At 56.8% G+C, this 24,622-nt stretch carries 23 protein-coding genes; 5 read left to right on the top strand and 18 right to left on the bottom strand.

Features of this window, described 5'->3' with window-relative positions:
• Positions 1 to 4: 4 nt before the first annotated feature.
• A complete protein-coding gene (locus tag U0029_RS11225) occupies positions 5 to 1,135 on the bottom strand; it encodes a GNAT family N-acetyltransferase (RefSeq protein WP_114851860.1) in 1,131 nt (376 codons plus the stop codon).
• A 41-nt stretch (positions 1,136 to 1,176) separates the two neighbouring features.
• Here U0029_RS11225 and U0029_RS11220 point away from each other — a divergent pair, with 41 nt between their 5' ends.
• The 3 genes from U0029_RS11220 (at position 1,177) to U0029_RS11210 (ending at position 5,116) form a co-directional block, all read left to right on the top strand.
• Positions 1,177 to 1,977: a ferritin-like domain-containing protein gene (locus U0029_RS11220; protein ID WP_370510830.1), complete on the top strand. Its 801-nt coding sequence runs from the start codon at positions 1,177 to 1,179 to the stop codon at positions 1,975 to 1,977.
• A gap of 24 nt (positions 1,978 to 2,001) precedes the next feature.
• Positions 2,002 to 3,219 carry a lytic murein transglycosylase gene (locus U0029_RS11215; RefSeq protein WP_012416920.1) on the top strand — a complete coding sequence of 406 codons (1,218 nt, stop codon included), beginning with the start codon at positions 2,002 to 2,004 and terminating at the stop codon, positions 3,217 to 3,219.
• A 334-nt stretch (positions 3,220 to 3,553) separates the two neighbouring features.
• Positions 3,554 to 5,116: a sensor domain-containing diguanylate cyclase gene (locus tag U0029_RS11210; RefSeq protein ID WP_039051645.1), complete on the top strand. Its 1,563-nt coding sequence runs from the start codon at positions 3,554 to 3,556 to the stop codon at positions 5,114 to 5,116.
• Positions 5,117 to 5,123: 7 nt separating this feature from the next.
• Here U0029_RS11210 and U0029_RS11205 read toward each other — a convergent pair whose 3' ends face one another.
• Positions 5,124 to 5,441, bottom strand: coding sequence for a hypothetical protein (locus tag U0029_RS11205; RefSeq protein ID WP_012416922.1), 318 nt, complete (start codon positions 5,439 to 5,441; stop codon positions 5,124 to 5,126).
• Between the two features lie 122 nt (positions 5,442 to 5,563).
• Here U0029_RS11205 and U0029_RS11200 point away from each other — a divergent pair, with 122 nt between their 5' ends.
• Positions 5,564 to 6,088 carry a DedA family protein gene (locus U0029_RS11200; protein WP_114851861.1) on the top strand — a complete coding sequence of 175 codons (525 nt, stop codon included), beginning with the start codon at positions 5,564 to 5,566 and terminating at the stop codon, positions 6,086 to 6,088.
• 104 nt (positions 6,089 to 6,192) lie between these two features.
• The gene (locus tag U0029_RS11195) at positions 6,193 to 6,615 is read left to right on the top strand and encodes a hypothetical protein (RefSeq protein ID WP_114851862.1); all 423 of its coding nucleotides are present in this window, start codon (positions 6,193 to 6,195) and stop codon (positions 6,613 to 6,615) included.
• On the opposite strand, the gene rfbB is transcribed toward U0029_RS11195, so the two are convergent.
• From rfbB to hpaH, 16 genes are all read right to left on the bottom strand, one after another.
• A complete protein-coding gene (gene rfbB, locus U0029_RS11190; RefSeq protein ID WP_114851863.1) occupies positions 6,612 to 7,667 on the bottom strand; it encodes a dTDP-glucose 4,6-dehydratase in 1,056 nt (351 codons plus the stop codon). The two genes, U0029_RS11195 and rfbB, sit on opposite strands and share 4 nt — an antisense overlap.
• Positions 7,668 to 7,820: 153 nt before the next feature.
• Positions 7,821 to 8,699 carry a glucose-1-phosphate thymidylyltransferase RfbA gene (gene rfbA / locus U0029_RS11185; protein ID WP_012416926.1) on the bottom strand — a complete coding sequence of 293 codons (879 nt, stop codon included), beginning with the start codon at positions 8,697 to 8,699 and terminating at the stop codon, positions 7,821 to 7,823.
• Positions 8,700 to 9,243: 544 nt separating this feature from the next.
• A complete protein-coding gene (locus U0029_RS11180) occupies positions 9,244 to 10,215 on the bottom strand; it encodes a glycosyltransferase family 2 protein (RefSeq protein ID WP_012416928.1) in 972 nt (323 codons plus the stop codon).
• On the bottom strand, positions 10,212 to 10,613 hold the full coding sequence (locus U0029_RS11175; RefSeq protein ID WP_012416929.1) for a GtrA family protein: 402 nt from the start codon (positions 10,611 to 10,613) through the stop codon (positions 10,212 to 10,214). Before U0029_RS11175 ends, U0029_RS11180 begins: the two co-directional genes overlap by 4 nt.
• Positions 10,613 to 11,524 carry a transketolase family protein gene (locus U0029_RS11170; RefSeq protein WP_114851864.1) on the bottom strand — a complete coding sequence of 304 codons (912 nt, stop codon included), beginning with the start codon at positions 11,522 to 11,524 and terminating at the stop codon, positions 10,613 to 10,615. Before U0029_RS11170 ends, U0029_RS11175 begins: the two co-directional genes overlap by 1 nt.
• Positions 11,524 to 12,336: a transketolase gene (locus tag U0029_RS11165; RefSeq protein ID WP_012416931.1), complete on the bottom strand. Its 813-nt coding sequence runs from the start codon at positions 12,334 to 12,336 to the stop codon at positions 11,524 to 11,526. Before U0029_RS11165 ends, U0029_RS11170 begins: the two co-directional genes overlap by 1 nt.
• Positions 12,333 to 13,382, bottom strand: coding sequence for an NAD-dependent epimerase/dehydratase family protein (locus U0029_RS11160; RefSeq protein ID WP_119651586.1), 1,050 nt, complete (start codon positions 13,380 to 13,382; stop codon positions 12,333 to 12,335). Before U0029_RS11160 ends, U0029_RS11165 begins: the two co-directional genes overlap by 4 nt.
• Before the next feature lie 19 nt (positions 13,383 to 13,401).
• Entirely contained in the window at positions 13,402 to 14,289 is an 888-nt protein-coding gene (locus U0029_RS11155) for a phosphotransferase (RefSeq protein WP_049794138.1), read from the bottom strand.
• Entirely contained in the window at positions 14,282 to 15,235 is a 954-nt protein-coding gene (locus tag U0029_RS11150) for a sulfotransferase family protein (RefSeq protein ID WP_012416934.1), read from the bottom strand. Before U0029_RS11150 ends, U0029_RS11155 begins: the two co-directional genes overlap by 8 nt.
• 342 nt (positions 15,236 to 15,577) lie before the next feature.
• Complete coding sequence (rfbG, locus tag U0029_RS11145) at positions 15,578 to 16,663, bottom strand: CDP-glucose 4,6-dehydratase (RefSeq protein WP_012416936.1); 1,086 nt, start codon at positions 16,661 to 16,663, stop codon at positions 15,578 to 15,580.
• The gene (rfbF, locus tag U0029_RS11140; protein ID WP_114851866.1) at positions 16,650 to 17,435 is read right to left on the bottom strand and encodes a glucose-1-phosphate cytidylyltransferase; all 786 of its coding nucleotides are present in this window, start codon (positions 17,433 to 17,435) and stop codon (positions 16,650 to 16,652) included. Before rfbF ends, rfbG begins: the two co-directional genes overlap by 14 nt.
• Before the next feature lie 3 nt (positions 17,436 to 17,438).
• Entirely contained in the window at positions 17,439 to 19,274 is a 1,836-nt protein-coding gene (locus U0029_RS11135; RefSeq protein WP_114851867.1) for a hypothetical protein, read from the bottom strand.
• Positions 19,275 to 19,957: 683 nt separating this feature from the next.
• Positions 19,958 to 21,622, bottom strand: coding sequence for an acyltransferase family protein (locus U0029_RS11130; protein ID WP_211308638.1), 1,665 nt, complete (start codon positions 21,620 to 21,622; stop codon positions 19,958 to 19,960).
• 55 nt (positions 21,623 to 21,677) lie between these two features.
• Positions 21,678 to 22,013: an acyltransferase family protein gene (locus U0029_RS11125; RefSeq protein WP_206611245.1), complete on the bottom strand. Its 336-nt coding sequence runs from the start codon at positions 22,011 to 22,013 to the stop codon at positions 21,678 to 21,680.
• A gap of 955 nt (positions 22,014 to 22,968) precedes the next feature.
• Positions 22,969 to 23,787, bottom strand: a complete 819-nt coding sequence (gene hpaI, locus U0029_RS11115) for a 4-hydroxy-2-oxoheptanedioate aldolase (RefSeq protein WP_114851868.1) — start codon at positions 23,785 to 23,787, stop codon at positions 22,969 to 22,971.
• Between the two features lie 31 nt (positions 23,788 to 23,818).
• Positions 23,819 to 24,622 carry a 2-oxo-hept-4-ene-1,7-dioate hydratase gene (gene hpaH / locus U0029_RS11110; RefSeq protein WP_114851869.1) on the bottom strand — a complete coding sequence of 268 codons (804 nt, stop codon included), beginning with the start codon at positions 24,620 to 24,622 and terminating at the stop codon, positions 23,819 to 23,821.

Genomic DNA, 24,622 nt, shown 5'->3' with positions numbered 1-24,622 from the left:
GTAATCAGGGCTCGCCGCGTCGCAGAGGCGTGTGGCGGGCCAGTTCATCCAGATACTCGTTGATGGCCTGCGTTTCGTGACCGAGAAAGTCATCGATGGCGGCCGCGAAACGCGGGTCGGCAATCCAGTGCGCTGACCAGGTCGGGGTAGGCAGCAGGCCGCGCGCCATTTTGTGTTCGCCCTGAGCGCCGCCTTCAAATCGGGACAGACCTTCCTTGATGCAGTACTCGATGGCCTGCAGATAACAGGTCTCGAAATGCAGGCCGGGCAGGAAAGTCATGGCGCCCCAGTAGCGCCCATAAAGGGTATCGCCGCCGCGCAGATTGAGGGCGCAGGCCAGCGGCGCTTCATCGCGCTCGGCTATCACCATGACCAGCGTGTCCGGCTGCGTCGCCAACAGCCGCTCGAAAAAGGCCAGCGTCAGATAGGGCGGGTTGCCGTGTTCCCGATAGGTCCGCTCGTAGCAGGCATGGAAAAACGCAAGTTCCGCGCTCCCAATCTGCCTGCCTCGCAGATGCCGGAAACGCACGTCTTGCACCTTTTTGCGATCCTGGCGCAGTTTTTTGCGTTTGTCGTGGTTGAAGCTTGCCAAAAAGGCATCGAAGTTGGTGTAACCGGCGTTACGCCAATGGAATTGCACGCCTTCGCGCAGCATACAGCCCGCTTCGCGCAGGGCCTCGATATCCGTCTGGTCGGCGAATAGAACATGCAAGGATGAAAGCTTCAGTGCCGCGGTCAGTTCGATCAGCCCCTGGGCCAACGCGGCGCGCGCCGGGGCATGGGCCGCCAGTAGCCGCGGGCCGCTGACGGGTGTGAAAGGCACTGCTGCCAAGAGCTTGGGGTAATAGCGCAGGCCGTGGCGCTCGTAAGCGTCGGCCCAGGCATAGTCAAATACATACTCGCCCCGTGAATGGGTTTTCAGATACAGCGGTACGGCGCCAGCGAGCGTGTCACCCTGATGCAGGCTCAGAAAAAACGGCGTCCATCCGGTACGCGGACTGGCGCAGCCCGTGTCGTGCAGGGCAGAGAAATACGCATGCGATAGGGCAGGGTGCCCGCCGGTCAGCCGGTCCCATTGGGCGGGGTCAAGGCTGTCCAGCGGCGTATCAACTTGCAGGCGGTAAGTGTCGATCATGGCGCAATGATAAAGTGCGGCCAGGCAATGGATGTGGAAACATGATGCAAAGGCGCAGCCTCAGAGTGCAGGCATTGGCGGCATTGGCCGTTTCTTCATGGCAAGACAAGGTGGCGGCGGTTGCCGCCATTGATAGCGCGGCAGAGGCGGGCGCATCAGATGTGCTGCTCGCGTCTTCAGCCTTGCCAGGCAGGCCGGACTACCCTGAGCTGGTGATGCCGGCTCAGGTCAAGCAGCGCTCGGTGCAAACGGCACAGGGGCGCGCCGTATTGCTGCACGCGCTCGCGCACATCGAATTCAACGCCATCAATCTCGCCTTGGACGCGGTCTGGCGCTATCCCGGGCTGCCTGAGGATTTTTATCGGGATTGGATCAAGGTGGCGCAAGAAGAAGCCTATCACTTTGACCTAATCAACCGCCATCTTGGCCGACTGGGCAGGCAGTACGGTGATTTTCCGGCCCATAACGGGCTTTGGGAAATGGCCGAGAAAACGCGCGGCGATCTCCTGGCCAGGCTAGCCTTGGTGCCTCGCACCCTTGAGGCGCGCGGTTTGGACGCCTCACCGCTGATTCGCGCCAAACTCGCCCAGGCAGGGGACGCCGAAGGCGCCGCCATTCTGGACATCATTCTCCGCGATGAGATTGGGCATGTGGCGATCGGCAACCATTGGTATCGCTTTTTTTGCGCACAACAGGGGCGCGACCCCATCACGGCCTACGCAGAGCTCGCGCTTCACTACGGCGCGTCGCGCTTGCGCGGGCCGTTCAACCTCGATGCCCGACGTGCCGCCGGCTTCGATGAGGCGGAGTTGGCCGCCCTGCGCGCGCAGGACAGCCCATAGCCGCGCAAGCGCACCCCGTTTAGAATGGACCGCATGAAAAAACCTTCGATTTTGCTTGCCGTGGCCGCGTGCTTGGCCGCTGGTCTTGCCCACGCCGCACCCACTGCGCAAGAACTGAAAACCTACCGTCAGTGCCTGGTCGATTTGCGCGCCAAAGCCCCGGAGGCAGGTGTCACCCAGGCCAACTACGATCGTTACACCGATGGCCTGGAACCCGATATGGATGTCATCAGTTTTCTCGATGCTCAGCCTGAGTTCAAAACGCCTATCTGGGACTATATGGCGGGGCTGGTCGATGCAGAGCGTATCGATGACGGCCGCCAGGGCCTGAATCAATGGGCTTCCGTTCTGGCGCGGGTTGAGGCGGAATATGGCGTCGATCCGGCGACCGTGGTGGCGGTCTGGGGGGTGGAAAGCAATTTTGGCAAAAACCTGGGGGGTCGCCCACTCCTGACTTCCCTGTCCACCCTGAGCTGTTTTGGTCGTCGCCAAAGCTATTTCCGGGGCGAGTTTCTCGCCACGCTGCGCATCATCCAGGACGAGCATGTGTCGAGCGATCGCTTGAAGGGTTCCTGGGCGGGGGCTTTCGGCCAGACACAATTCATGCCTTCCACCTATCTGCGTCTGGCTGTGGATTTTGACGGTGACGGTCGCCGCGATCTGGTTGACAGCGTGCCCGACGCGCTGGCGTCCACGGCCAATTTCCTCAAACGTGCGGGCTGGAACAAAGCGCTGCCTTGGGGATTCGAGGTCAATTTGCCTGCGGGCATGGATATCTCTACGGCGGGCCGGCGTAACAAGCAGCCGATGTCGGCCTGGGCTGCGCGGGGCATCAAGCGGGTCGATGGCCAACCATTGCCCGGCGGCGAGATACCGGCGGCCTTACTGCTGCCTGCGGGCCCGGAAGGCCCCGCTTTTCTGGTGACGCGCAATTTCGATGCGCTGTACTCGTATAACGCCGCCGAAAGCTATGCGCTGGCGATTGCCCATTTGTCGGATCGATTGCGCGGCGGCTTACCGTTTGCACGGCCCTGGCCAACGGATGATGCGGGTCTGTCGCGCGCCGAGCGCAAAGAGATCCAGGAGTTGCTGGTCGCAAGAGGCTATGACATCGGCATGCCCGATGGCGTGATTGGCGCGCGGACTCGCCAGGCTTTGCAATCCGTGCAACGCGAATTGGGCTTGCCTGATGATGGGCGTGCTGGGCAACGGACGCTGAAGGCTTTGCGCGCCCAACCTTGAGCGCTCTATCCGCCGGGGGCATCAGGGTTGGAGTCAATCGCGAGCAGACGGATGGCTGGATTTATCTCAAGGCAGGCGCATTGGCTGCGCAAGCAAGATGCGCGGTCAAGCGTCGGCGCTCGCGGTGGTGTGAAGCGTCGCCTAAGGCGCTCGGGCTGCCAGTAAAATGATCGCCATCCGTTTCCTGGAGTGATGGAAATAATCAGAAATACCGGGAATTAAAAACCATGGCGTTTCATGGCCTGGCCGGACAAACCGATTTTCATCGGCGTACATCATTCTGGCGGCTATCATCCTAATACCTTGCGGACTAGCGTCTTAACTCTCTGCCTTGATGCGTCGACTTGATTTACGCCGCCTGATTTTGGGGCTGAGCATACTGTCCTTACTGCTGGCTTTGGCCGGCGCCTTGTATGCCAGCACCGTAGTGCAGCGAGACATCCTTCTTAACAACTCCTTGGAAGACAATCGGGCTTTCGCGCAGAAACTTGCGCGTAGCGCAGACATCTTTCTGCGAGAGAGCCTGGGCGAGTTGTCATATTCGGCGCGCCTGATCGGCGCCGATGACGCCTCCCCGGAAATCGTGCGCCGCGAGCTGGAGCGTCTGAAGCATCAGAGCAGTCGCTTTAATGCAACGGCTTATATCAATGCAGAGGGTGTGTTGGTAGACGTCTTGCCAGGGGGGGAGGCGCTTCCTGGCAGGGTCATCAGCACCACTCAGATGGAGCAGGCACTGGCCAGCCGACTGCCTCGTGTCAGCGATCCTTTTTTAGCGGCAACTGGCCGTTGGGTGCTGGCCTTATCGCAGCCGGTGTTCAAGGCGGACGGACGGTTTGGCGGTTTTGTGATGGGCGTTCTTCATCTCCATGAGCGCAATGCCCTCGCCGAACTCCTGGGCGAGCAGACGCATCAGAACGGCTCTTACCAATACGTCGTCGACCGGCGCGGGGTGCTGCTGTTCCACCCGGACACGCCGCGTGTCGGGCGTTTAGTGGATCAGAATCCTGTGGTGCTGGCCATCATGAATGGCGAGGAGGGGACTCGGCGTTTGTTCAATAACGATGGTGTCGACATGCTGAGTGGCTATGCTTTGGTCCATGAGACCGGCTGGGGTGTCGTCGCGCAGCGGCCGGTGGATTCCGTGTTGGCGGGCACGCGCAAGCTGCTGTTGCTCACCATTCAGACCTCGCTGCCCTGGCTCTGTTTATCTTTGCTATGCGTATGGTGGCTCGCCAATCGCATTGCGCGCCCGCTGTCGCAACTGGCCGCGGCTGCCGCCGATCTGGACAAACCACGCATCGCGGAACGGCTTGCTTCGGTAGGGACCTGGTATCGCGAAGCCGAACAGCTCAAGACCGCGCTCGCCACTGTCAGCCGCAAGATCGGGACCAAATTCAATCAGTTGCGCCAGGACAGTCTGACGGATGCGCTCACTGGTCTGCTAAACCGACGCGGCCTGGACGAAATCCTGCAAAGCGAACCCCGTTATGGCCGGGCTATGTCTGTGCTGGCTGTGGATATCGATCATTTCAAGGCCATCAACGACGAGCTGGGCCATGCAGCGGGCGACGCGGTCATACGCGGTATTGCCGCGCTTCTGCGTAGCCGGGCGCGCGCCAGCGACATTCTCGGCCGCCTGGGCGGAGAAGAGTTTGTGGTGCTCTTGCCCAATACGGATCGAGCTCAGGCTTTGCAGGCTGCCGAACGCATTCGCGCCGCTGTGGAGACGTTCCAGGCGGTGCCGGGTGGCGCCTGTACCGTGTCGATAGGCGTCGCTGTTTATCCGCATGAGGGCGCTTCGCTCACAGCCGTGCTGGAGCGTGCGGATGAGGCCCTATACGAAGCTAAGCGTGGCGGCCGCAATCGAGTGTGCGATGCGGCCGAGATGCGCGCTTGATGCCCGCTCAGGCTGATGCCGTCAACCAGGGCAGCGGACAGGGCGTCACCACAAAGCAGGCGCCGCCATTATCCTGCTTCCAGACAAAGCCAGGTTTCAATCCTTCGGGCAGAGGCAGCATCAAAATATGGGGCTCACCCCGGAAATCTCCCTCCCAGCCCGCCTCCTCGGCTGCGGCCTGCGCCGCATTAAAGGCGGCGCGCCAATCGTCGCGCATGAAGCCCATCTCCATGCTTTCTTCGGACAGTGCCAGCGCTTCGGCCACCGTTAACAAAAAATCCCAACCCTGGTCCATGGGCGGTACGCAATAGACATGCCAACTCATCTTGATCCTCTTTGGCAGGATGCCAGCGAACGCATTGAATAACGCATCAAGTATTCAGTGTAGCCAAGCTGCCGGGAAGGGCGGCGGTAAAGTAGGGATCTTGATTCAAGGGCTTTTTTCTTATGTTTGAATCGCTGCATGCCTTCTACACCACGCTGCTTGCAAAGCTGCCAGCCCTGGGGCCCTGGCTGGCGCCGCTGGCCTTCCTGCTGGCCTTCATCAAGTCTTTGCCGCTGCTGGCCTTGTTCATACTCGGCACCGCCTTGTTGTTATCGATCGGCGCGGCCATCCATCTCAGCCAGGCCGGCTTTCTAGAGGTATGGCTGGCTATCTCGCTGGGGGCGGCGCTGGGCGATTGGGTGGCCTTCTCCCTGGGTATCTGGGCCGGCCCGCGTGTCCTCCAATGGAGCTGGCTGCAATCCAGGCCGCAGCTCGTGGTGCGTACGGATGCCTTCGTCAAACGCTGGGGCGTGCTCAGTATTGCGCTATGTCGTTTCTTCGGTCCCCTGCGGGCCACGGTGCCGCTGGCCGCCGGGGTGTTCGGGATGCCTGCTAGATGGTTTCAGCTCGCCAACTGGGGTTCCGCCTTGCTGTGGGCTGCCGCGCTACTGGCCCCGGGTTGGCTGGGGGGCCACTGGCTGAAATAGGTGTCAGCGTCTGATATCGCGGCTGTTTGCGTGGGTGTGGCTGGCGATATCTATCCTGGGTGTGTATGCGTTGTTAAGCTCCTGCGCTGGGCACCCGTTTAGCCATGTTGACCTCATCCTCTCTTGCCAAGCATCTTGCTTTGTTCGCAAGCGCCTTGGTCCTGATTTGCCTGGCCATGCCGGCCTGGTCCGCTACCCAGACTTCCCGGCTGATTTTTGCCCAAGACACCATTGGTTCGGTCGTGCATGGCGAGATTCGTGGCACGACTATCCGCGACTATCTGGTGCGCGCCAAGCGCGGGCAAACCATGAAGGTCAGCCTGCTGCCCAGCAACCACTACGCTTTTGTTACGGTCATTCCGCCAGGGGGGCAGGCCCCCTTGTTTGTCGGAGAGTCCTCCGACGAGCGGGATTGGGCGGGCATTCTGCCCGCATCGGGCGGCTACCGCGTGCGTGTGCTCATGAATGAAGCTGCCGCCCGCCGTGGCGTCTGCGCCACCTACGATCTTGCTATCTCCCTGCGTTAGCTCGCATAGTGCCGGTCTATCCACTGGCGGTAAGCGCCGCTCTGCACATGGCTGACCCATTCGGCGTTAGCGAGATACCACTCAACCGTTTTACGCAGGCCGCTCTCGAATGTCTCTGCGGGCCGCCAGCCCAGTTCGCGCTCGATTTTTCTGGCATCGATGGCATAACGACGATCATGGCCAGGGCGGTCCGCGATGTGCGAGATGAGGCGGCGATAGCTGCCCGAGACATCGGGTTTGAGTTCATCCAGCAGATCGCAAACGGCCTGAACGATCTCGATATTGGGTTTCTCGTTCCAGCCGCCGACGTTATAGGTTTCGCCAGGCCGGCCGGCTTGCAGCACCCGCCGGATGGCGCTGCAGTGATCCTTTACGTAGAGCCAATCGCGTATCTGCATTCCGTCGCCATAGATCGGCATACGCTGGCCCGACAGCGCATGGGTGATCATCAGCGGGATCAGCTTTTCCGGAAAGTGATAAGGCCCATAGTTGTTCGAGCAATGGGTGGTCAACACCGGCAGACCATAGGTGTGATGCCAGGCCCGCACCAGATGGTCGCTCGCCGCCTTACTCGCTGAGTAGGGGCTGTTGGGCTGGTAGGCACGGGTTTCGGTGAAGGGAGCTTCCTCTGGCTCCAGCGACCCATACACCTCGTCGGTCGAGACGTGCAGAAAGCGAAATGCTGCCTGCCTCTTGTCATCCAGGCCTTGCCAGTAAACTCTTGCTGCCTCTAGCAGTGTGAACGTGCCATCGATATTGGTGCGCAGGAAATCGTCCGGATCGTGGATCGAACGATCGACATGGCTTTCCGCCGCGAAATGCACGATTGCGCGGGGCTGGTGTGTGGCCAGCAATTGATCGATCAGTGTCCGGTCGCAAATATTCCCCTGAACGAAGAGATGGCGTGCGTCGCCAGCAAGGTCGGCCAGATTCTCCAGATTGCCGGCATAGGTCAGGGCATCCAGATTGACCACGGCCTCCTGTTCCCCAGCCAGCCAGTCCAGAATGAAGTTTGAGCCGATAAAGCCGGCGCCGCCGGTCACGATGATCATGGCAGAAGGCCTTTTTTTAAGGGCTTGGGATGGGAGCAGGGCTCTGCAGCGGTCGGAATCGTGTGCATTGACTTAGGTGTGACAAGAAGTCGTGTCGTCCGGGAGCGTATATGCCTTGAGACAGCATCGTGCGGCCGCCCCGCTTGATTAGCCTTACCCTTGCAATTTACGCCATGTGGCAGCGATGCCGCTCAAGTAGGTGCGGTAATCGCAGGCTGGCATCTGATCAAGCAACGCTTCAAAACGCTGAATATCCAGAAATCCCCGAACCAGTGCCGCCTCTTCCGGGCAACCTATCTTCACTCCCTGGCGTCGCTCAATCGCTTCGATATACGACGATGCCTCATGCAAAGCCGTGCTGGTGCCGGCATCCAGCCATGCGAATCCACGGCTCAGGCGGCGGACCTGCAATTTGCCACGCCGCAGGTATTCTAGGTTGACGTCGGTGATCTCCAGCTCGCCTCGCGCTGAAGGCTTGATCGCGCGAGCGAAGTCCACGACCTCGTTGTCATAGATATATACCCCCGGCACGGCATAACTGCTCTTGGGTTGGCCAGGTTTTTCCTCGATGGAGATCGCACGGCCGTTGCGATCGAACTCCACCACACCATAGCGCTCCGGATCTTTGACGTGATACGCGAAAATCGTTGCGCCACCTTCAAAGCTGGATGCTGCGCGTGGGAAGTCGTCGCCGCCGGAGAAGATGTTGTCCCCCAGCATCAGGATCACGCTGTCGCTGCCTATAAAATCTGCCGCGATCAAAAACGCCTGCGCAATACCCTCTGGCCGGGCCTGTTCACGGTACGCAATCGAGATACCCCACTGGCTGCCATTGCCCAGCAGTTTTTGGTACCGAGGTAGATGTTCCGGGTTCGAGATCAGGCAAAGCTCCCTCACGCCCGACGCGATCAGCACCGTGAGTGGGTAGTAGATCATCGGTTTGTCAAAAACTGCCTGCAGTTGCTTGCTGGAAACCTGGGTGAGGGGATAAAGGCGGGAGCCGGTGCCGCCCGCCAGGAGGATTGCTTTCAATTCAGGTTCTCGTTTTTTCTACTTTCAGAAGACTCTTTTACGCGGCTGACATCGCTGCGGCGTCGTCGGCCGCACGTGTGCTCAAGCTTTTTCGTTTACGCAGGCCCAGGGCTGTCGTATCAGCCTAGGGTTGCCCATAGGCCTTGCCGCCCGGCGCTGGAACACGATTGTGAGCGCGGCTCAGCCCACAGGATTCCGTGGACCCGCCCGGCTCGAACCGCCTCAAGATGCGTATTCTCAACGGTAAGCCTGTCCTTTGCGCGTATTTTGCGGCACGCTCCGGCAATTTTCAGGGTGCTGCCGCTTAGGTGTTCGCGCTTCGTCTTGCGCTGCTGGGTGTGGCGCCCTTGCCTGCGTGGTTCAGGGCGCTCCGGATACCTATTGCATTTTGAATTTTCAGAGGAGCCGGTGCTGCGATAGATTGCCGCATTCTCGAGCAACGCTCCGATGGCCAAGCATCCCGGTTTCCTGGGTGTTCTGAGCGATTCGGCATCCATGCCTTTGGTTGTCTTGCATCAAGATGCAGAAACCATAAGGCCTGATCTCAATCCGGTTCTGATCGTGTGGTTTGAGGCTGAGTGGACGTATCGAAATTGATACGTTCGCTCTCCACGACCAGCGGTAGATCCCTGACCTGTGTCTGAATGGCGCCAATGTACTCGCCTATCATCCCGAGAAAAATCATCTGAACTGCACTGAAAAAAAACAATCCGATGACCAGGGGCGCTGTGCCGATATTAAAAGAGTTCCAGAAAAACAGCTTTGCTAAAAAATAGCCAATGGCGACGAGCAGGCTCAGACTGGCCAAGCCGAATCCGCACAGTGTCATGAGGCGCAGTGGAACTTTGGAATGCTTGGTGATCCCTAGCATTGCCATGTCGTAAAGAGAGTAGAAGTTCTGGCTCGTGACTCCACGCAGACGCCGGGGTTGCTTGAAAGGCACCGTCGCGATGGGATAGCCTATCTCGCATACCAGACCTCTGAAGTACGGATAGGGGTCTTTTAGCTTGAGAAGAATATCAAGCACTTTACGGTCGAACAGCCCGGAACCCGTTGCGTTTGGAACCAGGGGGACCTCTGAGATGCGGCCGATGGTTTTGTAGTAAAGCTTACGCACGGCGAACATCAGCGATGATTCTTCGCTGACAGGCTTGATAGCCATGACCGATTTATAACCAGCCTCCCACTTTTTAATAAATTCTGCAATTATCTCGGGCGGGTCCTGGAGGTCGGAAGCAATCAGAACGGCGGCATCACCTGATGCTTGCAATAATGCGTGGAAAGAAGATCGGACGTAGCCGAAGTTCCGTGCGTTGACGATGATTTTAAGGTGCGGGTCATGTCCGGCACGATCCCTCAAGATGCTGACGGTGCGATCTGTCGAGCAGTTGTCGATGCACAGGTGCTCATAGTCGTACGGCTGAGATCTCATCACGGCTGCGATGCGCTCACAAAGTTCTACTACGTTCTCCTCCTCATTGAACAGCGGAGTGACGATACTGATTTTTTTTCTCATGATGGAAACACGTAGCGACTATTCAGGTAATAAGAAACAAGTGCAAGGGGCAGCAGAAGCAGCAGGCCTGCTGACCATTCCTTAAGGCCAAACTGGAGCAGCAAGGCCACTCCGGCGACATTTAAAGAATAAATAACACAATAGACAGCTATGAAACGAAAGATCCGTGAGTTGTCATGCGACCGAAACACCAGGACGCCTGTGCTCTTGAAATTGAAAAGGGTTCCCAGAACCGTCGCCACGGCGATGGCAATGCTGTAATGCCAGCCAATGTAGAGACCAAGCAGAAAGATGGAGTACCCGACTGCCGTGTTTAGCATGCCGACCATCAAGAACTTCAAGAGTCTGGTGTCGCACCACACAGCCTTGAAGGCAGATAAGTAAGCCATCTTGCGCATTACAGGTCGATAGCGGCGAGCGTCAATCCAGCCGCATGACGCAGATACTCCTGCGTGCCGGAAGTGCCGATGAAGATATTTGGAACGGCAATTCGCCTGACCCGCGGCATTTCAGCGAGCTTGCCCTCGGCATAAAGGTCGCTCAAGGACTCAACGACAGAGCTTCCGAAGCCGCCATTCAGTTGGTGTTCTTCGACCGTAATGATTCGCCTGTACCGTTGGCCCACCCTAGCCATGTAATCGCGGTCGTAGTTGCCCACGAAGGGCGCGCTCCACAAGGCCCAGTCGCGCTTGGTGTTGCGAAGTTCAATCAGCATCGGGTGCACCATCGCACCGGTTGCCAACACAAGAGTCCCTTCGCCTTCGCGCACGGTTGTAAATCTGCCCGGCGTGATCTCAAGAAATTTTGTCTGCTCATGCACAGATGGTTCGCCGGCCTTGTTCAGGCGGACATAGCCTGGCCCCCTATGGTTGGCCATAAACAAGGCGGCAGCTTTGGCTTCGTGGGCATCGGCCGGAGCGCAAATCGTCATGCCGGGGAGGGCGCGCATCATGGCCAAATCCTCGGTCGTATGGTGTGACACACCTTGCGGCCCATAGGCATAACCCGCTCCCACGGCGACAATCTTGACGTTCGCCTCGTGGTAGCAAACATCGTAGCGGATTTGCTCCATACAACGCAGCGTGGGAAAGTTGCCGATCGAGTAGGTGAATACGTTATATCCCTCCCGCGCAAGGCCGGCCGCCACGGTTGTCATGTTTTGTTCTGCGATGCCGGCGTTTAAAAAGCGCTCAGGAAAGCGGCTGGCAAAGGGCTCGAGTACTGAATAGCCCAGGTCACCGCAAAGCAGGAAAATATCTTCGTGCTGTGCTGCCAGGTCAACCAGTGTGTTGATGAATGTATTACGCATTATGCAGACTCCAGTTCTTCTCGTGCCCGCTGCACTTCCTGGTCAGAAGGTGAACGATAGTGCCAGACCAGCTCGTTTTCCATGAAGCTGACGCCCTTGCCCTTTATCGTGTGGGCGATAAGGCATTTGGGGCGACCTGAGCGTGAGGATTTGAAGTTCCGAAGCGTGGCCTGGAGAGCTTCGAGCGAATGTCCGTCAACCTCTTCAACTTCCCAATTGAAGGCCCTGAATTTGTCTGCAAGCGGCTCCAGGTTCATGACATCCTTCACACTGCCAAAACTTTGAATTTTGTTGAAGTCGATCACGGCAACGAGATTGTCCAGCCGGTTGTGTGCGGCAAACAGGATGGCTTCCCAGTTGGAACCCTCATCAAGCTCGCCATCACTCAAGATGGCGAACACGGTGTTTTTCATTTGGCGCCGCTTGCAAGCCAGGGCGCTGCCACATGCCACGCCCAGGGCATGGCCAAGGCTGCCCGTGGAAAGCTCCACGCCTGGCAATCGGTGATTGACATGCGATGTGAAATAGCTGCCGTTCTCGGTAAATTCTTCTAGAAGATTTTTGCCTTCGAAGAAGCCGCGATGCTCCAGTGCGGCATAAAGTGCGGTGCAGGCATGCCCCTTGCTGTACAAGAGACGATCACGGGATGGCTCATCAGGGGCGTCTGCGCGGACATCGAGGACGGCGCCATAAAGAACGGCAAGAACGTCTGCGATCGAAAAGGCGCCGCCTATGTGCGAGGTGCGCTTCTGGCTGCAAAGTTCTAATACTCGCAAACGTATCTGTTTGGAGAAGGCGGAAAGGTCGGTCATGTCTGGGGGCTCTTAATCTGCTCGCGATACCATTCCAAGGTGCGTCTGATCGCGTCTTCGAAAGGCACGGTTATTGAAAGTCCAAGCTCTTCACGGGCCAGCGTTGTGTCAGGGATATAGCGGGAGGGCGCTGCGCCCGGAGCGGGCTGTCCAAGCACCTTGATGTCTATCGTCGGCTTTCCAGTCACGTGCACGACGGCTTGAGCCAGATCGCGAATCGATACGCCCAGTTCCGAACCCACGTTGTACGCAGCCCCGGCTTTGCCGCGAACGAGGATAGCCCATAGCCATGTCACCATATCAATGGCATACATGTATGAGCGCAGCGCAGTGCCATCGCCTTGGATGATGATCGCATCGCCCTGCAATGCATCGCGAATGAAATTGCCCGCTGCAAAATGCGCGCCCAGCTCAAGATAGGGGCCAATCTGAGCGAACACCCGTGCCGACTTGCACGAAACCCCGTATTCTTGCCCGTAGGCGTTGCCTAGCCATTCGGTCGCAATCTTGCCAAGCCCATAAGCGCTGCGCGGCGATGTCACATCGGGAACGCAGGGTAAAGACTCAGAAGCGCGATCGACGTTGTCTGGGAATCGCCCATAGACCGCGCCCGAAGACAGCATGAGCACGTTGGCGATGCCTTGGCGCCTGGCGAATTCGAGCACATGACGGGTTCCGGCCACGGTGACGTCAAAGATTTCCAGGGGCGTGTGGCTGGCGACCACATCAGTGGCGGCATGAATGGCGTGGGAAAAGCCCTCCTGCTTGCAACTGAAGTCGCGGACATCGCCCTTGATTAGTGTCATGCACGGATCATGGGCCAGATGCGGATATTTTTCTGCAAACTCCGCAGGCTTGCGGCTGAGCACAGTCGCGTTGAGTTGCAGATCCAGCACACGATTGGCATGGCATAGCGATTCAAGCAGCCAGCGCCCAATATAGCCTGTGCCGCCGGTAATAAAGATACGGGCGCCGCGTAAGGCCGACAGGTCCGCCCGTGCAATCGCAGTGATTGCTTCGACATCTGCGATCGGTGCGCGTGGCATGGCATTGCCAGAACTCACCTCAATCAAGATTAAAAACCTCCAGCAAACGTTGCTCGATCGTGAGGGTATTGCAGAGATAGCTGCCGTTGCGTACCGACATCCAGGACTTCAGCAATAGGATAAGCGCCATCAGCGCAATCTCCTGGGAAGGCTCAAGGGGAGTGTGGCCGAGTGCTGCTTTCGACAACCACTTTCTGTTCTGGAAAAAAGTCAGCCAATACAAGTAGTCGTATCCAGCGATGCCCCAGAAAGCATCTTCCCAGTCCAGCGCAACGAGTGAGCCGCCATCACTCATGATGTTGGCAGGCCCGAGATCACCGTGGCATAGCTGTAAAGAAAGGTCTGCGCTGATCCCCTGCAGACGATCGAGCGCGGCGCGCGCGGTATCGGTCACAAGGGGCGAGAGCAGATTCGCGCCAGCCAGGAAATCCAACGCCGGCGTTGCCCTCGCCAGCAACTCATGGATGCTGTCTGAGGCAGGTACGACACCGGCGAGTTCCGGGTGCTTGCGCAGCTGCGCTTCATATTCGGCTATCAGAGCCCTTACGCTTGGCGGACTTGGCGAGGCGCAAGGCGAAAGCAGCCTGGTGTGCAACCATGTCCGCTCGGAACTGCCTTGCACCCTATGCACGAGCTGCGGGTCCGTTTGCGCGAGCGCCGTTACCTTTAGGAATTCGGCCTCTCGCTTCAAAGTGAGACGGCCTGAGGGGAGGGCGTGGGTCTTGAAGAACCGCGCCTGACCATTCAAGTTCGCCTTGAAACCCACCCCCAGCGTACCTCCCGGAACAGGCGTCAGCCCGGCCAGGTTGGTGCCGAACAAGGATCTGAGATCTGATGTCAGCAGATCTTGCTCGACTTCGCCAGTTGGGCGGGATTCAGTTCCGCCGTACCTAAGCTTGCTAAGCACCGTAATACTTCTTCAGGTAGTCGACCTGGTCGTAGCCAAAGTGACGGGCCAGTGCAGAGGTGCCTTGAGCAATTTGCGCTTTCTCGGCATCGCTCAATTCATCAATGATCGACTCGTTATATTCTGCGGTGCTTTTCAGCACGGTGCCCCAGGGAGCGATATTGTCCTTGATTTCAACACCGTTCCAGCTCGGATAAAGCATGGTTTCGGAGAACGGCACACCGATAAAGTCAGCGACGTTCTGCATGAAATTGCGCTTGTCGGCGACCAGATCCTCGTAGCGGAAGATACGCACGTTTTCCGGGTGCATCTTGGCATACATTTCGACCGTGGAATGATAGATATTCCAGGTGATGAGATATTTGCTCAAGGGCTGGGGGAAGGGGCGGCGTTTCGTGTCGCGATAGGCAGAGAAGGGGTTGCGCACGATGTGCATGATCCGGGCATTGGGAAAGTCACGAACGATACGATCCGCGTCAATGCCGATTGCAGGGGAATAGCCCACATAGGCCATGTCCTCGCGTGGGGCGGTGTAGTAGTTTTTCCATGCCATGAATGTGGCGCGGAAAAACGCTTCCACGACTTTCGCACGGGGATAAAAGTCCGCAGTTCCGAGCAGGCTTTCGAACGCTGCCAGGCGATCTGCCTCGATCAGTTCCAGGTTCGCGTCCTTAAACTTCGAGCCGTTTCGTTTGCGAAGAAAGGTCTTCATTTCCTCATCGATCATTTGCTCATAGAGTTCAGCGGGACGAAGACCTTCAGGGAATTCGGGGTAGCGATATTGCACCCGCTCGACCGACGCCAGGAAGTCGTTGAAGTTGCGGTTGCCGAGCTGCGATTCGAAGGGATAAACCAGGAGATCCGGATGGCCATCCAAATGGCGATGGGTCACATTGCCTCCGTGCTCAAAGCCGGCGGACACCATCACGAAGTTGAACTTGCTCATTGTTAGTTTTCCTTTCTATAGAAATCAAATTTCTTAACGCTGGTGGCTTGTTTCATTGCCTTGGTTTTTAATAGACCAACGCATTGCGCTGCCGCCAGAAAAAAGTACTTAAGGTTGAATATCCCCACGACAGGCATCGGACAGGCCTGCTGCGGGATGTGTGCGGCTACAGTGCCACGACAGCTGGGCATTACTTGCCAAGTCCTTCAGTCATACCCGTTCTATCGCGCTAGTCCCGCATCGTAAGCCCCGACAGATGCCTTCTGAAAGGCGTGGTCCAGCGTGCCGCTGTCGGGAAGGCAGGCGTGTGATGAGCGCGACTTGTGTCAGTAAAACTACCCCTTACCCTGCCTGTGCTGTGTCATGGCTATAGGCCGCTATTTCCTTGAGGCAGATTTCCCGCATGTCGGCACCCGCCAAATGCGCTTTATGCCATGCCACGATACGCGAAAGCGTTTGCTCGAGAGACCAAACAGGCTTCCAGCCCAGTTCTCTGCTGGCCTTGGTCGAGTCCAGCATCAAGAGATGCGCCTCGTGTGGGTGCGCATCTTGATCGAGCGTCCAGCGAGCCGGCGGCCCCCATGCCATGACCAGTTGTTCGACAATCCACTGAACAGGTCTTGCATCCGTGGCCGCAGGGCCAAAATTCCAGGCGTCGGCGAATTCCGCTCCGCGCTCATACAAAGCCTGGGCCAGCATCAAATACCCGCTCAGAGGTTCGAGCACATGTTGCCAGGGTCGGATGGCGTTTGGTGACCTGATGTGCACAGCCTGGCCTGCGCCGATCGCGCGCATAATGTCGGGGATAAGCCGGTCTTGCGCCCAGTCACCGCCTCCGATGACGTTGCCAGCCCGAGCCGATGCGACTGCCACGCCGTGGGAGCCGTAAGCGCTTGGCGAAAAATAGGAATTCCGATAGGCGGTTGTGACAAGTTCAGCGCAACCCTTGCTGCTGCTGTAGGGATCGTGTCCCCCCATGGGATCGTCCTCGAGGAAAGGACGCCGTGTTTCCCGGTTCTCATAGCATTTATCGCTGGTCACGACCACCACGGCTCTTACCCCTGGTACATGACGCAGCGTTTCAAGCACATGCACGGTACCCATCACGTTGGTTGCATACGTGTCGACGGGGTGCGTGTAGGAGTATCTGACCAGCGGTTGCGCGGCCATGTGGATGATGATTTCAGGCTTGGCCGCCTGCACCGTCTCGAGTACCCGTTCGGCATTGCGGATGTCGCCAATGATAGATGTCATGCCCGCACCGGCGCTTGCCACCCCGAACAGGTCGGGCTGTGTTTCCGGTGCCAGCGCCATGCCGGTGACCTGCGCGCCCATCTGGGTCAGCCATAGCGATAGCCAGCTTCCTTTGAACCCGGTGTGGCCGGTAAGGAGCACGCGGCGGCCGGCCCAGAATTCAGGCTTTATCATGATTCCAGACCTTCCAAGGTGCCTTGCCTGTCTGCCATAATTCTTCGAGATGGTTTTTATCGCGCAGGGTATCCATCGGCTGCCAGAACCCGGTATGTCGGAATGCAACGAGTTCGCCCCTGGCGGCCAGCTGTTCGAGCGGGCCATGCTCCCAGACGGTGCTGTCGTCAGTCAGCAGATCAATGACCTTGGGCGACAGCACGAAAAAGCCGCCGTTGATCATTGCGCCATCACCAGCGGGCTTTTCCTGGAAACTCATTACCCTGTCCCCATCGAAACGCAGCGCGCCAAAGCGTCCGGGAGGGAAGGTGGCGGTTACCGTGGCCATGGCTCCTTTTTCGCGATGAAAGCGCAACAGCTCACCGATGTTCACGTCACTGACGCCATCCCCATAGGTGAAGCAGAAGGCATCTTCGTCGCGCAGGTACTCCGCCACCCGCTTTAAGCGCCCCCCGGTCATGGTGCTTTCGCCCGTATCCACCAATGTTACCCGCCATGGTTCGGCATTGTTCTGATGAACTTGCATCGAATTTTTCTGCATATCGAACGTTACGTCCGACATATGTAGAAAGTAGTTGGCAAAATACTCTTTTACTATGTATCCCTTGTAACCCAGGCAGATAATAAAATCATTCACGCCATAGGATGAATAAATTTTCATTATGTGCCAGAGGATAGGCTTTCCGCCTATCTCTACCATGGGCTTGGGTTTGAGATGCGTCTCCTCGGAGAGCCTAGTCCCGAGACCACCGGCAAGAATTACTGCTTTCATAATTTAACCTTGATGTTTTTTTCGCACTTTGTTGCAGCTATCTAAAATTTCTGCTGGCGAATCCGGTTTGTATAGTTCTTGATGGCGGGGGATGGTGTATCCACCTGCGCCTGCAGCTGTTTCCCAGTCTGCGACGCGCGTATATCCATCCGGGAATGCTGATCCGATACTGGACATAAGTTCATTCGAGATGCTTCTTGGCCCCTCGGGCTCCAGCAATACCCAGGCGGCAGCGATTTTTTCGCATGGTGTGCGCTCCAGGGCAACTTTCGCGAGGTCTAGGCTGCCTGGATATCCGCCGACATTCCATGCCTGTCCGATGCTCTCCGCACCCAATGCGTATAACAATCCTGGTGATTGCCCGGACAGATCGATAACCGGCGTCCCAGGTGTAAAGCCATTTTTCTTTGCGGCGCTTACAGCGCTGGAAATATACTTTGCATAACTGTCGGGCAGGACGAGCGTAGACTTTTTAGCTCCGAACGTTACGGCTGTGTCGTTAAGCTTGATGGCTTGTGGCTGCCGGTAGGGTGCTTCAAAGCCGGTCTGTAAAAGCACCACTGTGATGGTCTGTGTTGCTATTGCCACAGGTAGTAAAACCAGCCATGAAGCGCGCTCGCGGACCAAAGGCGTCAGAAAAATCAAGCCTGAAAATAGCCAGAATATTGCTGCAGCGCCGCCTGCGCTCCAATAATTGCCGTTGGTTCCAAACGCGTAAATATAGGGGGTGGCCAAAAAAAAGCATGCAATGGCGCGTTGAGGTGCTGGGATGCTTTTCAGGCGGTCAAATTTTCCCAGTGTCAGGCCTGCGGCTGCCGCCGAGAAAAAAAGACCAAAAATCAGAAACGACCGGAACGGTCCAGTGTCTGGCGCAAGGCCGATATTGCCTACTGTTGCCAGCGCAGTAACGGAAAAAAATCCCGTCGCTATTAAAAAACCAGCTAACGATAAAATTCTTTTCCTTGAATATAAGGAATAGATAGAAGCAAATATCGATATGAAAATCGTTGCTATGAGAGCAATGGTGTTCTCTGTGAGATGAAAGCTGTCAATGCGAAAAATGTGCAGCAAGGTGTGGCCGCTGCCAAGGATTTTGCCGAATTCAATGGATTTTTTTATTCTATTGATAAATTCAAGTATCGATCCGTCGATAAGCATCGCGCTGAAAAGCAAAAGCGAAGCTGATACTGCGACTGAAATAAGAATAAGTCTTGCCGAAAATTTACGTGCAAAGACTAAATATAAAAAAACACCCAAGGCTAATGCCAGTGCCGTGCTGGGTTTGGCCATAAAGGCGAGCCAGCCGCCTATGCCGATGAGCGACCAGCCAGTCAGGCTGGCAGGCCGGTAGCTGTTGTCAGAAAGAAGCATGCCAATCGCAGTGAGCAGCAAGGCCTGCAAAGCCAAGCTGTTATAGCTCGGCGTAAGCAGCCATGCATCAAGCTGGATTAAAGCGCTCGTCGCCAAACCTGCGGTAACGGCAAGCAGTGTGAGGTGATTGTTTTTCACCTCTGAGGCCATGGGTTTAAGAAATAAGTAAGCTAAAGCCCAGGCGAGTCCAAAAATAGTAAATATATTGGCCTGCCTGAGATTGACTATGTCTCCTCCCAGTAAGTTGTATATCGGGTGGTAGACAAAACCAAACTGAGTGTGTGAATAGTCGTGGATAAACGGGTTGGCCATCGAAACCACGTAAAAACTTTCGTCCGTGAACTCGAAGCCATAGTTGCTATACTTGAGTAGCCACCACAGGAGTAGAGCCGTCCCAGTCGCGCAAAGCGCAAGCAACGCGTTTTCCACGCATGCCAGGGGGGCTGCTTGGCCGTGCTTATCAGTCATAATAAGAGCTATGTTTTTTCATCATGCTTAAACTTTTCAAGTTTAACCGTTGACAGCATGGAAGTCATGAAAATCGGGCATGCCTCAGCGGCGTAATTTCATCGCTTTGTCTAGAACCTGGGCTGTCGCCTCATGGCAGTCGGTTGAGAGACGCGAAGTTCAGGGAGTGTCGAGAGAGGCGCTTCTTTCTGGAGCAGCGCCGCGACAGCCAGGCGGGGTCGGGCAAGGGGTAGCCGAGGAGCCATGGCGTCGGTGTTACTTCCAGGCTCTGCATCCCAGCAGCATGCGCCTGCGGTCAAAGAAAGCCAAGCTGCGCGGGCCGGTGTTAACGCTATTGGCGGTTGCTGCTTTGGTGTGATTGAGCAGCACGTTCGCTTCTAGGTATCAGTACATCCTGCAGCGTCGGCTTCTGGTGCCTGGCAAGTCCGAAGCGCTATTTCTTCGCGGTCATCGACCAACCGAGTCCCGCGGTCGACCACCGGCACGCGGGCTCCAACGCCCCTGAGCCATGAGCAAGACAAAGTTACCTGCCTGAGTGGAGGGGGGCGCACGCCAAGATTACCCTCGGCGTCAAGGTGGCAACATGCGGCAAAAGGGCGAGCGGCAGCGCATGTGGCTTTTCCAGCAACGATGGACTGTCTCCGGCGCTTTTTATGCATGCTCGAGTTTGTCTCCTCTCTACATTAATGTGTATTTGATAAAGGCTGTTTGAATTTTTCTTTGTTGGTCGTGAACGCAGGAAACTTATCGGCCACATAAATAGATCCCGCTGCGGTTAGGTGACCGGCATCCCATGCAACCAGAGAGTCGACACCAGGTCCTGTTCTGGTTAGGCAACCTTCCTTATTGCAAAGTATGTCTGCTATCGAGATGTAGTTGACCCCTAGAGCAGGCATTTCTGCCTTAAAGGTGGCATCTAGGGTAATAAGTTGTTCAGGCTTTCCCTCTTTTAAGCGCTCGGGTATTTGAAAGCTTGTGCTAGGCCGTAAACGAAAGGCCTTTGCCAACTGTTGCGGCAGGCCGTTTGACCATTGAGGCGCAGGGCCGACTAGATAGATGGTTTCAACTCCCTGCTGCTTGATTTCTGAAATGGTTTTTTTCAGCTCGGCCAAATGGTTAAGGTTAAGCCAGTTGGCGGCCATGACGATTTGACGCGGTTTTCTGGTACTAATCCACTCAAAAATATGGTCGTTAATCGCCTTGCAGTTTGGTCGGCCAGGTATTTCGACTCCGATGATCGGAGGACAGGCGGAGGCGGTGCGTTGAATAATCTTTAATTCAGTGCCAAACCTATGAATTAGGCCAGGATAAAGGTGGGCTGCATAGGAATCGCCCCATAATAGAAGTCCGTCTGTATCGTTTACTGGTGCGGGCAGAGCCTGCGGATTGTCATCGCATGTGCTGAACACATCGTATTTTTGTTCAGGGTCAAGGAAGCAACTGCCTGACCTGTAGTCGAGGGTGTAATCGTATTTGTATTGTGCAAGTTGCCCAAATGTATGGTCGTATCTGAAACTGAGTCCGTCGCGCAGGTAGGTGTGGTATCCCGTGTAGCCGATAGCCGCCACCAATAGCACCAGTAGGTATACCTTCAGAGCAGAGCTTGCCTTACCAAACCGTAGGGGGCGCTCGACCAGTCGGTAGGTTAACCATGCAAGGGCGACGGAGAGCAGAGCCGCAGCGATCCGTATGTTTCGATCAGGCATGCCTCCTTCTAGAATTCTGGCGAACGAAAGCAAGGGCCAATGCCATAAGTACAAGGGGAGGCTGATCAATCCGAACCACACGGCTATCTTGTTCGATAGCAGCTTTCTGTTTGGCCAGGCTTGGTGTCCGGCCGCAATGATCAGCACAGCACCGGCGACCGGGAGCAACGCCCACTTGCCCGGGAAAGTGACGTCTTTGTCGATCCGCCAAAACCCGTAGGCCAGCAGCAATAAGCCAAGAAATGCCAGCGTATTGGCCAGCGTGTGGCCATCGTTTTCGACTTTTTCTCGGTATAAGGTCTTGATGAGCCAGCCGTCTATCTTTAAGCGCCCGCTCTGGTACGCACCTGCCTTGTACAAGCTGAACCAAGCTAACAAGCTGCCGCACAGCAGCTCCCAGAAACGTGTCTGAGGCGAATAAAAGGTGGCGACCGGGTGGTTTTGGACCCCTTTCAGGTTGAGGGCGAATGAGGCGATGGCAAGCACAACCGTAATGGTCAGTAGGTTGAGCCTGTGTTTCCAGGCAAACCAAAGTAGAACTGGCCAAACGAAATAAAACTGCTCTTCGATACCCAGGCTCCAGAGGTGTAGCAAAGGCTTGGTGTCTGCTGAATTATCGAAATACCCGGCTTCTGACCACAACACCAGGTTGGCGACAAAGCCTGCGCCGGCGGCGATATGCTTGCCAAGCTGTTTGTTATTCGCCTGCCATCAAGAAAAACCATCCAAATGCATAGCAGGCAAGCAGTACTAGCAGCAGCGCCGGAAAAATCCGTTTGATCCGTCGGGCGTAGAAATCGCTAAAGCTGAAGGTTCCGGCATCTAGGCTTTTGAAGAGGATGGTGGAGATCAAGAAGCCGGAAATGACAAAAAATACATCAACACCGATAAATCCCCCGCTTATCCATGCGGGAAAGGCATGAAAACCCACGACGGAAAGGACGGCAATCGCTCGCAGTCCATCAATGTCTGGGCGGTATTTAGGGTGAGTGTTTGCGGCAGCCGCAGGGTGCTGTGCAGGGTTGTCGGACACGTGAGGTTATTAGCCAGTAAGCAGTTTTTAATAGGTGTATAAATTCTAATGAGTCGATGGCAGCATATGCTGTGCCGACACAGGAATATTTGGGTGTTCGTGATTGTAAGACCATAGCCGTTTTGTCGCGTAGTCTTGGACTTGGGCGACGGTCTCGAACAGGCAATACGCCGCCAGGCATACCGTACGGTCAGCCAACGGGTCGCGCATGAAGTCCACTGACTCGCCCTCATTCAACGTCAATGGCACCGTCAACGGCTCCGGCGGCTGACGCATCAAACGTTTTCCGGATTTGATGCGCAGTTCAACTCCAACTGCCGCGCGATGCGATAGACGCGCATGTGATTCTCGCCACAACCTTGGGCGTTGCACCGGTACAAGAATCGCAGGCCAGAGCCCCCGTTACACGGCTTGTGGGTCAACCTGCTCTGCCCATCAGCGATAAGGTCATTCTCCGGCGAAGTCTTGGCCTGATACCGATAGCGCGTTTGCCTCACGCCAAAGGCAGCTCAGCTTGGTCATTCTCGATGGCCTGATCGGTATGCCCTCGGCAAGGGGGGGCGGCAATTGAGCGAGGCATATCACTGTGCACTTTGCAGCGTGATCTGAAGCACCGTGTGAGTTATTGTGCAGGGGTGGGGACTGTAGGGCACGCAAGGCTGCTCTTTATTTGATTGAATCTGGCTTGCCTTTGGCAGAGGTCGGCTTTCTTTGCGGCTACGCGGATCAGGTCCACTTCAGCCGGACGTTGGCAAAAGGGTAGGGATGCCGCCTCAACAGTCGCGCTTGAAGGCGAGGTTCGGGCAAAAGCGCCTGGGTCAGTCCCTTTGATTGACATGCCGTATAAGGCTGGAGGTCAGGCCAATGCCCGGAACGCCGCATTCACAGTCGCTCCGATTCGTGTCTTCGGTTCCTTCGCCAATACGGGGCAGAACCGAAGCGGCGTTGCGTCTATTCAATAACCATTGCCCGACAGCGAAGCCCTCTGAGGGGGGCTTGATGTCTCCCTGAACGTCGCGGCCAATTCCCGCGCGGCCCGCACGAGCAGGCTGGTGTCGACGCCCACTGCCACGAATAACGCGCCAGCCTCCAGATAGCTGCGCGCCGCCTCAGGATCAGCGCTGAGCACGCCCGGTGATTTGCCGGCCGCACGTACGCACTGGATGCCTTGAATGATCGCTGCCCGTACGTCCGAGTGCCCAGCCTGTCCAAGCAGGCCTAGGGATGCAGACAGATCCGCTGGACCGAAAAAGACGCCGTCGACACCTTCTACCCGGCTTATCGCCTCCAGATTCTCTAGACCTTTTCGTGTCTCGACCTGCACCAGCAGGCACATCTGCTCGTCGGCCTGAGCTAAGTAATGGTCGATCTGGTTCCAGCGCGATGCGCGGGCGAGCGCGCTGCCGACACCACGAATGCCGCGCGGCGGATATCGCATGGCTGCCACCATCTGGGCTGCCTGCTCTGCCGTCTCGACCACAGGAATCAACAGGGTTTGTGCTCCTACGTCGAGGTACTGCTTGATTAAGGGTACGTCGCCGATCACTGGCCGCACGATAGGATGTACCGGATAGGGTGCCACCGCCTGCAATTGACCCAGCACAGTGCGCAAATCATTCGGCGCATGCTCTGCGTCGAGCAGTAACCAGTCGAAGCCGGTTGCGGCGAGGGCTTCTGCAGCGTAGGCATCGGCCAATCCGACCCAGAGGCCTATCTGGACGAGCCCTTCCTGCAGGGCTTCTTTGAAGGTGTTGCGAGGCATCGAAAGTGACATAGTTAGCAGGCAGGATGGGAGTCTGGGGGTTCTAGACAAACCGGAAGGCGATGCTGCCTAAGCGGCCGTAGTCAGCGTGAAAGGTGTCGCCGGCCGCAGCCGTCGTTGGCCGCGTGAACGAGCCTCCTAGAACGACCTCTCCTGCTTCGAGGAATTCACCCCATGGAGCCAATTTGTTGGCCAGCCACGCCACGCCATTGGCAGGGTGGTTCAGAACGGCGGCCGCTAGCCCGGACTCCTCGATCACCCCGTTCTTGTAGAGCAAGGCGCCGATCCTTCGAAGATCCACAGCATCCGGTTTAACAGGCAGGCCTCCCGTAATAATCCCGGCATTGGCAGCGTTGTCGGAAATCGTATCGAACACCTTGCGCGGGGCTTTCGTGTGCCGATCGAACTGCTCGATACGCGCATCGATGATTTCTATGGCGGGAACCACATATTCCGTGGCGTCTAGCACCTGGAAGATGGTGACGTTCGGTCCTTGTAGGCGTTTTTTCATCACAAAGGCCAATTCGACCTCCACGCGCGGCGCGATAAAGCGCCCGACTGGAATATCACTGCCTTCGGCGATAAACATGTCGTCGAGCAGCGTGCCGTAGTCCGGCTCAGTGATCTGACTGGCCATCTGCATGGCCCGCGAGGTCAGGCCGATCTTATGTCCGCGCACTGAGCGCCCGGCGGCGATCTTTTGGCGCACCCATTCGCGCGAAATGGCGTAACCGTCTTCAATAGTCATCTGCGGAAAACGCCGGGAAAAATGCTGGACCTGCACACGCGACTTTTCGGATTGGTCCAGCTCCGCGGCCAGTCCAGCAATAAGCTCTTTGCTTAACAT

The organism is Bordetella avium (genome assembly GCF_034424645.1).
GTDB lineage: Bacteria > Pseudomonadota > Gammaproteobacteria > Burkholderiales > Burkholderiaceae_B > Bordetella > Bordetella avium.
This window is presented reverse-complemented; position numbering and strand designations above follow the sequence as displayed.

Coding starts and splice junctions, on each gene's coding strand:
- U0029_RS11215 (WP_012416920.1), top strand. CDS start 2,002: ATGGACCGCATGAAAAAACCTTCGATTTTGCTTGCCGTGGCCGCGTGC.
- U0029_RS11205 (WP_012416922.1), bottom strand. CDS start 5,441: ATGAGTTGGCATGTCTATTGCGTACCGCCCATGGACCAGGGTTGGGAT.
- rfbB (WP_114851863.1), bottom strand. CDS start 7,667: ATGATCATCGTGACCGGCGGCGCCGGCTTTATCGGCTCAAACTTCATT.
- U0029_RS11150 (WP_012416934.1), bottom strand. CDS start 15,235: ATGAGCAAGTTCAACTTCGTGATGGTGTCCGCCGGCTTTGAGCACGGA.
- U0029_RS11160 (WP_119651586.1), bottom strand. CDS start 13,382: ATGCCACGCGCACCGATCGCAGATGTCGAAGCAATCACTGCGATTGCA.
- U0029_RS11210 (WP_039051645.1), top strand. CDS start 3,554: ATGCGTCGACTTGATTTACGCCGCCTGATTTTGGGGCTGAGCATACTG.
- U0029_RS11165 (WP_012416931.1), bottom strand. CDS start 12,336: ATGACCGACCTTTCCGCCTTCTCCAAACAGATACGTTTGCGAGTATTA.
- U0029_RS11220 (WP_370510830.1), top strand. CDS start 1,177: ATGATGCAAAGGCGCAGCCTCAGAGTGCAGGCATTGGCGGCATTGGCC.
- U0029_RS11200 (WP_114851861.1), top strand. CDS start 5,564: ATGTTTGAATCGCTGCATGCCTTCTACACCACGCTGCTTGCAAAGCTG.
- rfbG (WP_012416936.1), bottom strand. CDS start 16,663: ATGATAAAGCCTGAATTCTGGGCCGGCCGCCGCGTGCTCCTTACCGGC.
- rfbF (WP_114851866.1), bottom strand. CDS start 17,435: ATGAAAGCAGTAATTCTTGCCGGTGGTCTCGGGACTAGGCTCTCCGAG.
- U0029_RS11170 (WP_114851864.1), bottom strand. CDS start 11,524: ATGCGTAATACATTCATCAACACACTGGTTGACCTGGCAGCACAGCAC.
- hpaH (WP_114851869.1), bottom strand. CDS start 24,622: ATGTTAAGCAAAGAGCTTATTGCTGGACTGGCCGCGGAGCTGGACCAA.
- U0029_RS11225 (WP_114851860.1), bottom strand. CDS start 1,135: ATGATCGACACTTACCGCCTGCAAGTTGATACGCCGCTGGACAGCCTT.
- U0029_RS11195 (WP_114851862.1), top strand. CDS start 6,193: ATGTTGACCTCATCCTCTCTTGCCAAGCATCTTGCTTTGTTCGCAAGC.
- hpaI (WP_114851868.1), bottom strand. CDS start 23,787: ATGTCACTTTCGATGCCTCGCAACACCTTCAAAGAAGCCCTGCAGGAA.
- U0029_RS11180 (WP_012416928.1), bottom strand. CDS start 10,215: ATGAGAAAAAAAATCAGTATCGTCACTCCGCTGTTCAATGAGGAGGAG.
- U0029_RS11175 (WP_012416929.1), bottom strand. CDS start 10,613: ATGCGCAAGATGGCTTACTTATCTGCCTTCAAGGCTGTGTGGTGCGAC.
- U0029_RS11135 (WP_114851867.1), bottom strand. CDS start 19,274: ATGACTGATAAGCACGGCCAAGCAGCCCCCCTGGCATGCGTGGAAAAC.